The organism is Streptomyces sp. NPDC059169, from assembly GCF_042755225.1.
GTDB lineage: Bacteria > Actinomycetota > Actinomycetes > Streptomycetales > Streptomycetaceae > Streptomyces.
Map to the genome: position 1 here is coordinate 1 of NZ_JBHZCF010000026.1, position 12416 is coordinate 12416.

The 12416-nt window shown below is 71.6% G+C and carries 11 protein-coding genes; 3 read left to right on the top strand and 8 right to left on the bottom strand.

All coding sequences use genetic code 11. The features are described 5' to 3' along the window. Positions 1–671 precede the first annotated feature (671 nt). Positions 672–1670, top strand: a complete 999-nt coding sequence (gene trpS, locus ACFXOM_RS33230; RefSeq protein WP_384947071.1) for a tryptophan--tRNA ligase — start codon at positions 672–674, stop codon at positions 1668–1670. On the opposite strand, the gene ACFXOM_RS33235 is transcribed toward trpS, so the two are convergent. Beyond that, positions 1637–2623, bottom strand: a complete 987-nt coding sequence (locus ACFXOM_RS33235) for a GlxA family transcriptional regulator (protein WP_385041054.1) — start codon at positions 2621–2623, stop codon at positions 1637–1639. The two genes, trpS and ACFXOM_RS33235, sit on opposite strands and share 34 nt — an antisense overlap. A gap of 86 nt (positions 2624–2709) precedes the next feature. Between ACFXOM_RS33235 and ACFXOM_RS33240 the strand changes: the two genes are divergently transcribed. Then, complete coding sequence (locus ACFXOM_RS33240; protein WP_384940346.1) at positions 2710–3294, top strand: cysteine hydrolase family protein; 585 nt, start codon at positions 2710–2712, stop codon at positions 3292–3294. A gap of 4 nt (positions 3295–3298) precedes the next feature. Here ACFXOM_RS33240 and proC read toward each other — a convergent pair whose 3' ends face one another. The 6 genes from proC to ACFXOM_RS33270 all read right to left on the bottom strand — a co-directional run bounded on the left by proC (position 3299) and on the right by ACFXOM_RS33270 (position 7990). Then, entirely contained in the window at positions 3299–4108 is an 810-nt protein-coding gene (gene proC / locus ACFXOM_RS33245; RefSeq protein ID WP_384940344.1) for a pyrroline-5-carboxylate reductase, read from the bottom strand. Positions 4109–4275: 167 nt separating this feature from the next. Continuing rightward, on the bottom strand, positions 4276–5052 hold the full coding sequence (locus ACFXOM_RS33250; RefSeq protein WP_384940342.1) for an ABC transporter permease: 777 nt from the start codon (positions 5050–5052) through the stop codon (positions 4276–4278). Next, positions 5049–5831, bottom strand: coding sequence for an ABC transporter ATP-binding protein (locus ACFXOM_RS33255; protein WP_384940340.1), 783 nt, complete (start codon positions 5829–5831; stop codon positions 5049–5051). Before ACFXOM_RS33255 ends, ACFXOM_RS33250 begins: the two co-directional genes overlap by 4 nt. A 267-nt stretch (positions 5832–6098) precedes the next feature. Next, positions 6099–6974 (bottom strand): RNA polymerase sigma factor SigJ, encoded by an 876-nt coding sequence (gene sigJ / locus ACFXOM_RS33260; RefSeq protein ID WP_384940338.1) that lies wholly within the window; start codon positions 6972–6974, stop codon positions 6099–6101. A 106-nt stretch (positions 6975–7080) separates the two neighbouring features. Then, positions 7081–7623, bottom strand: a complete 543-nt coding sequence (locus tag ACFXOM_RS33265) for a hypothetical protein (protein ID WP_384940336.1) — start codon at positions 7621–7623, stop codon at positions 7081–7083. Positions 7624–7657: 34 nt separating this feature from the next. Next, the gene (locus tag ACFXOM_RS33270; RefSeq protein WP_384940334.1) at positions 7658–7990 is read right to left on the bottom strand and encodes an SH3 domain-containing protein; all 333 of its coding nucleotides are present in this window, start codon (positions 7988–7990) and stop codon (positions 7658–7660) included. A gap of 123 nt (positions 7991–8113) precedes the next feature. Here ACFXOM_RS33270 and ACFXOM_RS33275 point away from each other — a divergent pair, with 123 nt between their 5' ends. Next, a complete protein-coding gene (locus tag ACFXOM_RS33275) occupies positions 8114–10279 on the top strand; it encodes a protein kinase (protein WP_385041057.1) in 2166 nt (721 codons plus the stop codon). Between the two features lie 138 nt (positions 10280–10417). Here the strand turns inward: ACFXOM_RS33275 and ilvD are convergent, their stop codons facing one another. Continuing rightward, the gene (gene ilvD / locus ACFXOM_RS33280) at positions 10418–12268 is read right to left on the bottom strand and encodes a dihydroxy-acid dehydratase (RefSeq protein ID WP_384940330.1); all 1851 of its coding nucleotides are present in this window, start codon (positions 12266–12268) and stop codon (positions 10418–10420) included. Positions 12269–12416 lie beyond the last annotated feature (148 nt).

Consider the following 12416-nt stretch of genomic DNA (forward strand, 5'->3'; position numbering starts at 1 on the left):
CGTTGATTTTTGGCACGCTGTTGAGTTCTCAAGGAACGGACGCTTCCTTCGTACTCACCCTCTCGGGCTTTCCTCCGGGCGCTTCCCTTCGGTGTCTCCAGCCTAGCAGATCCGATTTCCGTTTCCGCCACCCGCTGGAGCGGGCTGCCGGACCGTTCCTCCGCTTTCGCGAATTCCCTTTCCGGCAGTTCCGACTCTACCAGACCCTTTCGGCCCTGATCCCCAGTCAGCAGGGGTTGTCTTTCCGACCTCCCGGCCGTTCCGACGAGTGAGACTCTAGCGGAATCATCAGGTCCGACGCTAATCGGCTGCATTCCTTCGAACGCGGATTCCTCATTTCGCAAAAGCGCACGGAAAGCGACGCGACAGCGCGTCGCTCGCTTGTGGTGGATCTTGCGGAATGGTTGTCCGGGGCCGACCTGGGCCGGTGCTCACGTCGGACAACTCGGAGAACACTACGGATGCGGGAATCCCATGTCAACCCGGGGCCACCGACGTACGCTGTCCCCATGACTTCGCACGCGTGCACCCTCCAGTGGTGGGCCGCCTGAGGGCGGCCGGCAGACACGCTTGCGTTCAGCGGCCGCCGCCTCGGCGGCCGTTCGTGCTTTCTCCCCCGGGGAGGCCGGTCGCTGGCCCGGCGGCTCCAACAGGAGAGGGAGAACGGACGGATGACACGGAGCTTCAGCGGCATCAAACCGACGGGGCATCTGACCCTGGGCAACTACCTCGGGGCCGTGCGTCGGTGGGCGGACGTCGACCAGTACGCATCCGACGCACTCATCAGCGTCGTGGACCTGCACGCGTTGACGGTCGAGCACGATCCTGCGCGGGTGCGCAGGCTCAGCAGGCAGGCGGCGTCGCTGTTGCTGGCGGCCGGGCTGGATCCGCAGCGGTGCACGGTATTCGTGCAGAGTCACGTGGATGAGCACGCCCGGCTGTCCTACCTGCTGGAGTGCACCGCCGCTGACGGCGAGATGCGGCGCATGATCCAGTACAAGGAGAAGGCTGCGCGGGCGCAGGCCATGGGGGAGAGCGTGCGCCTGTCACTGCTGACGTACCCGGTGCTGATGGCCGCCGACATCCTGGCGTACGGGACCGACGAGGTACCGGTCGGTCACGACCAGGTGCAGCACGTCGAGCTGACCCGGGACCTGGCGGTGCGGTTCAACCAGCGCTACGGGCACGTGTTCACCGTGCCGAAGGCGACACACCCCCGGGTCGCCGCGCGGGTGATGGATCTACAGGATCCGACGTCGAAGATGGGGAAGTCGCTCGGGAACGGTCCCGGGGTCGTGTTCCTGCTCGACGATGCGGATGCGGTCCGCCGCAAGGTGATGCGTGCCGTGACGGACAGCGGCCAGGACGTCGCGTACGACCGGGAGTCCCACCCCGGGGTGGCGAACCTCCTGGAAGTGCTCGCCGCCTGCGTACACGAAAGCCCACAGGTCCTTGCCGACCGGTATGCGTCGTACGGGGCACTGAAGAAGGACACGGCCGAGGCGGTCGTGGAGTTGTTGAGGCCCCTGCAGAAGCGCCATGCGGAGCTGGCGGCGGACCCGGCGTACGTGGACGAGGTGCTGCGGGTGGGTGCCGCGCGGGCAAGGGCCCTGGCCCGGCCCCTGGTGGACCGTGCCTATCGGGCCATCGGTCTTCTCCCGGCCTCCTGACGGAAGGCCGTCCGGTAGTCGCGCGGGCTGGTGGCGAGGTGGTTGGCGAAGTGCTGGCGCATGGTCACCTCGCTGCCGAAGCCCGTGCGACGGGCGACTTCCGGTATGGGGTGGTCGGTCAGCTCGAGCAGCTTCCGGGCAGCCGCGACGCGCTGGGTGATGAGCCAGTGCAGCGGGGTGGTGCCCGTGGTGGCCTGGAAGTGGCGGGCGAAGGAACGGGGGGACATACCGGCGCGTGCGGCGAGAGACGCGACGGTGTGCGGTTCCGCGAGGTGGTCGAGGGCGTAGGCGCGGAGTGCCGCCAGGGCGTCCGCGTCGCGGTCGGCGCGGGGCGTGGGGTGCTCGATGAACTGGGCCTGGGTGCCGGTGCGGAACGGGGCGGTGACCATCGACCGGGCGATGGCGGCGGCGGCTTCCGCCCCGTGGGTGGTGCGGACGAGGTGCAGGCAGAGGTCGATGCCCGCCGCGGTGCCCGCGGAGGTCCAGATGTCGCCGTCGTTCAGGAACAGCGCGTCGGGGACGACGGTGACGGCGGGATGGAGTTCGCGTAGGAGCTGGGTGAGGCCCCAGTGGGTGATCGCCCGCCGGCCGTCGAGCAGACCGGCCTGGGCGAGGGTGAAGGCGCCCGCGCAGAGTGCGGCGATCGGTGTGCCCCGGTCGTGGGCACGGCGGAGGGCGTCGAGGACCGCGGGGGGCGCCGGGGTGAGGTGGTCGTCGAGGCCGGGGACGACGATGAGGTCGGCACGGCCGAGCCAGGCGAGGGTGCGGTCGGGGCTGAGGCTGAGCCCGCCGCGCATGGGAACGGGGCCGTGTGCTGCGGCGACGCGGCGGAGTTCGAAGGCCGGTACCCCGCGGTCGGTGCGGTCGACGTCCCAGACCTCGCTGATGACGGCGACGTCGAAGGCGCGGATGCCCGGAGATGCGAGGAGTGCGATGCGCTGAGGTGCTGTCATGCCGGTCGCCATGCTGGCAGTAAACCATCGATCGCTGGCTTTCGTTCCCCTGTGGGTGCTGCCGCACCGGCAGCAGGATGGTGGCCATGGAGATCGCAGGGAACGCAGCGCTGGTGGTCGTCGACGTGCAGAAGGGCTTCGAGGAGGAGGATTTCTGGGGCCCGCGGAACAACCCGGGGGCCGATGGCAACATCGCCTCGCTGATCGAGGTGTGGCAGGCGACCGGGCGACCGGTCGTCTTCGTACGGCACGACTCGGTGGCCCCCGGGTCACCGCTGCGGCGGGGGTGCGCGGGGAACGGTTTCAAGGACTACGTGGAGCAGCGCAGGGGCCGGGGCGAGGGGCCCGAGCTGTTGGTGACCAAGTCCGTGAACTCGGCGTTCTACGGGACCCCGGACCTGCGGGAGTGGTTCGAGGCACAGGGTGTGCGGCAGTTCGTGGTGGCCGGGATCCAGACCAACATGTGTGCGGAGACGACGGCACGGATGGGCGGGAACCTGGGGTACGAGGTGCTCTTCGCGCTGGACGCGACGCACACCTTCGACCTTGCCGGGCCGTTCGGCTGGACGATGGGTGCGGAGGAGCTGGCGCGGGCCACCGCCGTGTCGCTGCACGGCGGTGGCTTCGCCACGGTGGTGACCACGGACGAGCTGGTCGCCGCCGCGGGGTGAGGCGTCAGCCGTTGCCGGAGGCGAGCTCGCGGCTGCGGTCGCGGGCTGCCTCCAGCGCGGCGATGAGGGCGGCGCGGACGCCGTGGTTCTCCAGCTCGCGGATGGCGCTGATGGTGGTACCTGCCGGGGAGGTGACGGCTTCGCGCAGCTTGACGGGGTGTTCGCCGGAGTCGCGGAGCATCACGGCCGCGCCGATCGCGGCCTGGACGATGAGGTCATGGGCTTGGGCACGGGGTAGGCCGAGGAGGATGCCCGCGTCGGTCATGGCCTCCACGAGGAAGTAGAAGTAGGCAGGCCCGGACCCGGAGAGCGCGGTGGCCGCGTCCTGCTGGGACTCCGGGACACGCAGGGTCTTGCCGACGCCGCCGAAGATCTCCTCGGTATGGACCAGGTGTTCGGAGGTGGCATGGCTGCCTGCCGAGATGACGGACATGCCTTCGTCAACGAGGACGGGCGTGTTCGGCATGACGCGCACGACGGGTGTGCCCGGCGCGAGCCGGTCCTCGATGGTGGCCGTGGTGATGCCCGCCGCCGCGCTGATGACGAGGCGTTCGGCCGTGACGTGGGGGGCCAGTTCGTCGAGGAGCTTGCTCATGTCCTGGGGCTTGACGGCCAGGATGAGGGTGTCGGCGCGCTTGGCGGCCTCGGCGTTGGTGACGGTGTCGACGCCGTAGCGGGCGCGGAGCTCCTCGGCACGTTCGGCGCGGCGGGCGGTGACCAGCAGCGCCGAGGCGGGCCAGCCGGCCCGGATCATGCCGCTGAGCAGGGCCTCGCCGATCTTGCCGGTTCCGAGGACTGCGACTGTCTGGGTCATGCGGGTCACCTCGCCGGGGGTGGTGCGTGTGCACGTACGAGTCGTCCACGTCCCGTGGACCGTTTCGTCCGGGGACATGAACATCCTTTCACCGGGTGCGGGCGGGCGTCGGCGGTGTCCGAGGGGCGGTCAGCGGCGCGCACCCCGGTCAGGCGGGGCTTACCCGGTCAGGCGGTGCGGCGGCGCAGCGTGGCCGCGCCGAGGCCGAGGACGAGGAGGGCGCAGCCGGCGACGACCAGGGTGTCGCGGACGAAGTCGGTGGTCATGTCGGTGTGCCTCATCACCTCGTTCATTCCGTCGACGGCGTACGACATCGGCAGGACGTCCGAGATGCCTTCGAGGACGGGCTGCATGCTGTCGCGCGAGGCGAACAGCCCGCAGAGCAGGAGCTGGGGGAAGATCACCGCCGGCATGAACTGGACCGCCTGGAATTCGGAGGCCGCGAAGGCGGAGACGAAGAGGCCGAGAGCGGTGCCGAGCAGGGCGTCCAGGAGGGCGACCAGGAGGAGCAACCACGGCGAGCCGATGACGTCCAGGCCGAGGAACCAGAGCGCGAGTCCGGTGGCGAGTGCGGACTGGATCACGGCGAGCATCCCGAAGGCCAGGGCGTATCCGGCGATCAGGTCGGCCTTGCCGAGCGGCATGGCGAGCAGGCGTTCGAGGGTGCCGGAGGTGCGTTCGCGCAGGGTGGCGATCGAGGTGATCAGGAACATCGTGATCAGGGGGAAGATGCCGAGCAGCGACGCGCCGATGGCGTCGAAGGTGCGTGGGCTGCCGTCGAAGACGTAGCGCAGCAGGAAGAGCATCACGCACGGCACCAGGAGCATCAGGGCGATCGAGCGCGGGTCGTGGCGCAGCTGGCGCAGGACGCGGGCGGCGGTGGCGATCGTGCGGGCGGTGGAGAACGCGGGGGCGGGCCGGTGGGTGGTGCTGCGGTCGTTCATCGAGTGCTCTCCTGGAGGGCGTTCGCCGCGTCGACGAGGTGGAGGAAGGCGCCTTCGACGGTGGGGGTGTCGTGTCGGCGCCGGAGGGCTTCGGGGGTGTCGTCGGCGAGGAGCTCGCCCAGCCGCAGGAGCAGCAGCCGGTGGCAGCGCTCGGCCTCGTCCATGACGTGCGAGGAGACCAGGATCGTGGTGCCGCGATCGGCCGCGATGCGATGGAAGAGGTCCCACAGGTCACGCCGGAGGACCGGGTCGAGGCCGACGGTGGGTTCGTCGAGCACGAGCAGGTCCGGGGTGCCGAGGAGGGCGACGGCGAGGGAGACGCGGCTGCGCTGGCCTCCGGAGAGCCTGCCGGCGAGGGAATGGGTGTACCCGGCGAGGTCGACGTCGGCGATGGCCCGGGTGACGTGCTGGCGGCGGCGCTCGGCGGCGGCGCGGCCGGGGTCGAGGACCGCGGCGAAGTAGTCGAGGTTCTGGCGGACGGTCAGGTCGTCGTAGACGGAGGGGGCTTGGGTGACGTAGCCGATGCGGGACCGCAGGGTGGCGTCACCGGCGGGGCGGCCGAGGACGTCAAGGGTGCCGGTGACCTTGGCCTGCGTGCCGACCACGGCCCGCATCAGCGTGGTCTTCCCGCAGCCCGAGGGGCCGAGGAGCCCGGTGATCTGGCCGCGCGGGACGTCGAAGTCGAGACCGCGCAGGACGGTGCGTCCGCCTCGGACGACGGTGAGACTCCGGCCGTGGACGGCTGCGGTAGGGGCGGCCTCCGGAGGGTTATTCATCATGCGGTGAATAATCCTCCGGCGTGGGACGGACCGTCAAGCGGTCGGACGGATTCCACGGACCGCCGCGGTGGGCGGCGGTGCACGCACCCCCTTGGACGGGCACGAGAGTCGACCGGCCCGGGAAGACCACCCCGGGGCTCCCCGGGACGTCGCCGAAACCCCCGACCCTGCTCCGGTGGAGCGCCCCGCACCGCGGAAGCGGCCAGGAGCATCCCCGTACCGGCCGCACGCGGCCGTCCTCGCGCCGCCCCGTACCGGACCCACCGGTCACGGCCTCGGCGGCGTCCCGGTCAGGTGGCGCAGCTTGTCGGGATTGACCACGGCACCGATCTCCGTGATGCGCCCGGCGTGCACCGCGAAGGCGAACACCGCGGACTGGCCACCGGCCTGATCGGCGAGGACGAGCCCCGGGGTGCCGTTGACGTCCCGTACGAGCACCTGGGCGGCCGGGTCGAGACCCCGGGTGAGGCGCAGTGCGAAGCGCGCGACCTTCTCGTGGCCGAGCACCGGCAGTCGTGCCGCCATGACCTTGCCACCGCCGTCCGAACGCCACACCACCTCGGGGTCGAGGACTTCCAGGAGCCCGTCGAAGTCACCTCCCGTGACGGCAGTGAGGAAGGCGTCGACGGCCCTGCGGTGCTCGTCGCGGTCGACGGACCGGCGCGGCGCCTCGGCGCGGACGCGTCGCCGGGCGCGCGACGCCAACTGCCGCACGGAGTCGGGGGTGCGCCCGACGACCTCGGCGATTTCGGGGAACGGCACGGCGAACACGTCGTGCAGCACGAATGCCGTGCGTTCGGCGGGGGTGAGTCGTTCCAGGACGGTCAGCAGCGCCATGCCGACCGATTCGTCGAGCGTCACCCGGTCCTCCGGACCGCCCTCGGTGACGACCGGCTCCGGCAGCCACGGGCCGGAGTACGACTCGCGACGGGCGCGGGCGGAGCCCAGCTGGTCGTAGCAGATCCTGCTGGTGACGGTCGTCAGGTACGCGCGCGGCTCCGCCGCCTCCCCGTCCTCCAGCCGCTCCCAGCGCAACCAGGCTTCCTGCACGGCGTCGTCGGCATCCGCGACCGAGCCGGTGATGCGGTAGGCGATGCCCCACAACCGGTCGCGCTGCTGCTCGAACAGGGACAGTTCTGCCATCGTCCGTCCTCCTCCTCCGTGGAGGGACCGGGCGGTGGTCCCCCTGGAGGAGGACGTCCCGGCGAGCCGGAACGTGACATCCGGGCCCGGAGAGCGCCAGCCGGAGCTACCGGCGGCCGGGCTTCTTCCTGCGTGCCGCCGGGTTCCCGGTGCGCCCACCGCGGCGCTTCGCGTACCGGGCGAGGGCCGCCTCGTACTCGGCGCGCAGCAGTTTCTCGCCGGGAGCCTCGACGAGCGACCGGCAGAAGTAGGCCAGTAGCGAGCCGATGAACCCGATGGCCTTCAGACTGCGCAGGGACTCGTCCCGGGCCGGATCTGCGGAGCGCCGGGTGAAGCCCTCCCAGGTCTTGCGGAATGCGATGGCACTGCAGATCGCGAACGTCACGATCATCAGGGTGTTGACGAAACCGCCGACCTGGGCGGTCTCCAGTCCCTGGTAGGCGAACCGCAGGACGAAAGCGCCGGCGGCTGCCGCGGCGAGCGAGCCGACGGCAACGGCGGCACGACGCAGCCCGTAGCCTCCGTCCCGGCTCACCCAGGTGGTCCCGAAGAACCGGATCGGCTCGGGCCGCGGGCCGGTGCCGACGGCGTCGGAGCGCTGCGGACCGGCGCCGGGGCCGCCCGGGGCGGCTCGGTGGTTTTCGCTCACGATGTCGATTATCCCCGGGACCGGTCGCGACGGATCAGGAACAGCGCGGTGCGACATAGCCGTCACGGCCCGTCTTCACGTACGCGTCGGAGACGTACTCGCCGTCGGCGATGTTGTCCCAGAGGACGCTCGTGCCGTACGGACCGGTGATCCGCTCGCCGGGCTTCTGGCAGTAGACCGGAACCTTGGCGCCATAGGGCAGGGTGCGGATCAGCCGGTACTGCCGGCCGGGACCCGATCTGACGTTGAGCCGGTAACCCGGAGCGACCGGGTACCTGACGACGCCACCGGAAGCGGTGCTGCGGACGGCGGTCTCCGCCTCCCCGGCGCCGGCACCGTCGTTCGCTTCGACTCCTTCAACGGCCATGTGGCCCTCCCCCGTTGGCGTTCATGCGTGCGACGCGCAGGCTAGCAAGCCGCCGGCGGCGGAAACGAGCCATCGAATAGGCTCCGTGAGTCGCGCTTGCAGGCGAGAACACGGGGGTGGGCGATGCCGCCGCTGCGAGAGAGCGGTACCGGCCCGGAAGCGGAACGTCCTCGCTACGCGGGACAGTACCGGCTCGAGGCGTGCCTCGGCTCCGGCGGCATGGGAGAGGTGCATCTCGCCCGCTCCGCGTCCGGCATGCGCCTCGCGGTCAAGGTGGTCCACGACCAGTACGCATCGGACCCCGAGTTCAGGGCCAGGTTCCGGCAGGAGGTCGCGGCCGTGCGCCGGGTGAGCGGGGCCTTCACCGCCTCCGTCGTGGACGCCGACCCGGATGCGGACAGCCCCTGGATGGCCACCCTCTACGTCCCCGGGCCCACGCTCGCCGACCATGTGAAGCGGAACGGCCCGATGTCCCCCGCCGAGCTGCGCAGACTCACCGCGGGTCTCGCCGAGGCACTCCGCGACATCCACCGTGCGGGGGTCGTGCACCGCGACCTCAAGCCGGGGAACGTGCTTCTGACGGACACCGGGCCGAAGGTCATCGACTTCGGGATCTCCCGGCCCATCGACAGCGACCTGCGGACCGAGACGGGGAAGCTGATCGGCTCGCCGCCCTTCATGGCGCCCGAGCAGTTCCAGCGGCCACGTGAAGTGGGGCCCGCGGCGGACGTGTTCGCCCTCGGGTCGGTGCTGGTGCACGCGGCGACGGGGCGCGGTCCGTTCGGCTCGGACAGCCCCTACATCGTGGCGTACCAAGTGGTGCACGACGAGGCCGATCTCGCCGGTGTTCCCCCCGAGCTCTCGCCGCTGATCGGCCGCTGCCTGGCCAAGGAGCCCGGTGACCGGCCCACACCGGACGAGATCATGGCGCAGCTGCGCCCACCGTCGTACGAGGCCGGGGCGTTCGTGCCGGCGCAGCGGCGGCGGCCGGCCCTTCCCCCGCGGGACGCCGGGACGTCGCGGGAACCCGCGAACGGTCCGGGGGACGGACGGCCGTCCGGTGACCGGCCGCCGCGGCGCCGGCGCCGCCTGCTCACGACGTGCGCCGCCCTGCTGCTGGTGCTCGCCGCTGCCGGCGGCGCCCTGGCCGTCCGCACCTACGGCGGGGGCACCGCCGGGGACGCGCCGGGTCCGTCGCCCCGTGCCACGGCCACCCCCTTCAGCCCCTGGCGGACCGCGCTGCGCGGGTCGGCGGGCTCCGTCCCCGCCTGCGCCTTCGCCGACGGAGCGCTGTACTGCTCCGCGCCCGGCGTGGGGACCGCACGGATCGATCCCGCCGACGGGCGGGTGGTGTGGACGGCCGCGGGGCCTGCCGCCCGCTCCGCGGAGGGCGACGCCCCGGCTGTCTCCGGGGGTCTGGTCCACACCCTCCCGGCGACGACGCGGACCGCGGACATCCGGACGTACCGCCCGGCCGACGGCACGCCGGGCTGGAGCGCCGACGTGTCCGCTTATCAGGGCGGCATCGGATACGCGGGCGACACCGTCCTGCTGCTGTCGCCGGACGGCCGGGTCAAGGCCCTGGACGGGGCCACGGGCGAGAGCCGCTGGCGCCGGGCGATCCCCGGGCACGGCCGTCCGGGGGTGGGCGCCTACGACGGGGCGACGGGACGGGTCCATCTCTTCGAGACCGATCCCGACGGTGGCCGCACCCTGGTCACCGCCGTGGACGTGAAGAGCGGCGCCGTCGCCTGGCAGCGCCGTCTCGCCGGGAACCTGGTGCCGGCGGTGGCCTCGGGGCACGTCCTCTTCCTGACGTCCACGGACCGGGACACCCAGACCGACGCGATCGTCCGCTACGACTCCGAGCGGCGTGCCGTCCAGCGTGTGCAGCTGCCGTTCCCGCTGGCGGAGCCGAAGCTCGCCGTGCGCGGCGACACGGCGTACCTACTGGCCCGGGGCGGCACGCTGTTGGCGATGGATGCCGGGCCCGTGCGGGCGGGCGGGAAGAGGGAGCTGTGGCGGCTCGAAACCGCGGCCGGGCGGGCGTCCCGCCCCGTGGTCGGTGGTCACGACCGCCTCTACTTCTCGACGGCCGACGGCCGACTGTTCGCCGTCGACACCGAGCGCGGCACGGTGCTCGGCCAGACGCGTCCCCGGCTGAAGGACGGCAGGCTGGGCTTCGCGGCGTCGGTGCCGCCACCGAACACCGCCCAGGGCAGGGTCTTCGGGACCGCCCCGGACGGGTCCGTCTTCGCCGTGGACGAGACGGACCCGGCACGCTGGTGAGATCGGGCCGTGGCGGTTCCGGACCGGGCGCGTCCCGGTGGAGGGGCCCCGCTCCGGGGCCCGGGGGAATCGGTCGGCTCCCCCCGAGGGTCGGTCGGCTCCCCCCGAAGGTCGGGCACGGCGGAGTTCGCCGGCCCCTCAGCCCAGCTTCGAGACGTCCCGGACGGCGCCCTTGTCTGCGCTGGTGGCCATCGCCGCGTAGGCACGCAGCGCCGCCGACACCTTCCGCTCGCGGTTCCGCGGGGCGTAGTTGCCGCCCAGGGCTTCGCGCCGGGCGGCCAGCGTGGCGTCGTCGACGAGGAGTTCGATCGAGCGGTTCGGGATGTCGATGCGGATGCGGTCACCGTCCTCGACGAGGGCGATGGCGCCGCCCGACGCGGCTTCCGGGGAGGCGTGGCCGATGGACAGGCCCGACGTGCCGCCGGAGAACCGGCCGTCGGTGATGAGCGCGCAGGCCTTGCCGAGGCCGCGTCCCTTCAGGAAGGACGTCGGGTAGAGCATCTCCTGCATGCCCGGGCCGCCCTTCGGGCCCTCGTAGCGGATCACGACGACGTCGCCCTCCGTGACGGCCTTGGAGAGGATCTTGTCGACGGCCTCCTCCTGCGACTCGCAGACGACGGCCGGGCCCTCGAAGGTCCAGATCGACTCGTCGACGCCGGCGGTCTTCACGACGCAGCCGTCCTCGGCGATGTTGCCCCTGAGGACGGCCAGACCGCCGTCCTTCGAATAGGCGTGCTCCACCGAGCGGATGCAGCCGCCCTCGGCGTCCACGTCGAGCGACTCCCAGCGCTCGGACTGGGAGAAGGCTGTGGCGGAGCGAACGCAGCCGGGGGCCGCGTGCCACAGCTCGACGGCTTCGGCCGACGGGGAGCCGCCGCGCACGTCCCAGGTCTTGAGCCACTCGGCGAGGGAGGCGGAGTGGACGGTGTGGACGTCTTCGTTGAGGAGGCCGCCGCGGTACAGCTCGCCGAGGATGGCGGGGATGCCACCGGCCCGGTGCACGTCCTCCATGTAGTACGTGCCGCCGGGGGCGACGTTCGGCGCGACCTTGGCCAGGCAGGGGACCCGGCGCGAGACGGCGTCGATGTCGGTCAGGTCGTAGTCGAGGCCGGCCTCCTGGGCGGCGGCGAGCAGGTGGAGGATCGTGTTGGTCGAGCCGCCCATGGCGATGTCGAGGGCCATGGCGTTCTCGAATGCCTCCCGGGTGGCGATGTTGCGGGGGAGGACGGACTCGTCGCCCTGCTCGTAGTAGCGCTTGGTGATCTCGACGACCGTGCGGCCCGCGTTCTCGTAGAGGGCGCGGCGCGCGGTGTGGGTGGCGAGCACCGAGCCGTTGCCCGGCAGGGAGAGGCCGATCGCCTCGGTGAGGCAGTTCATCGAGTTTGCCGTGAACATGCCGGAACACGAACCGCAGGTCGGGCAGGCGTTCTCCTCGATGCGCAGGACGTCCTCGTCCGAGACGCTCTCGTTGACCGAGTCCACGATGGCGTTGATGAGGTCGAGCTTGCGGACCGTGCCGTCGACGAGGGTGGCTTGGCCGGCCTCCATCGGGCCGCCGGAGACGAAGACCGCGGGGATGTTGAGGCGCATGGCGGCCATCAGCATGCCCGGGGTGATCTTGTCGCAGTTGGAGATGCAGATCAGGGCGTCCGCGCAGTGCGCCTCGACCATGTACTCGACCGAGTCGGCGATGAGGTCGCGGGACGGCAGCGAGTACAGCATGCCGCCGTGGCCCATCGCGATGCCGTCGTCCACGGCGATGGTGTTGAACTCGCGGGGCACCGCACCCGCCGCGAGGACGGCGTCGGAGACGATCCGGCCGACCGGGGCGAGGTGGGTGTGACCGGGCACGAACTCGGTGAAGGAGTTGGCGACCGCGATGACGGGTTTGCCGATGTCCGCGCTCGCTACGCCCGAGGCGCGCATCAGGGCGCGGGCGCCCGCCATGTTGCGGCCGTGGGTGACTGTGCGGGACCTCAGCTCGGGCATCGTCGCTCGCTCCTTCAGACAGTTCTGGCTCACTCGAGACTACGCCGGTGCTCCAGGATCCGGACAGCTGGTCCGGATCGCGGGACAGTAGTCCGCCTTTCGGTCATTCGCACGTCAGCCGGCGGATGACGACCGAGCGGGCCGACGC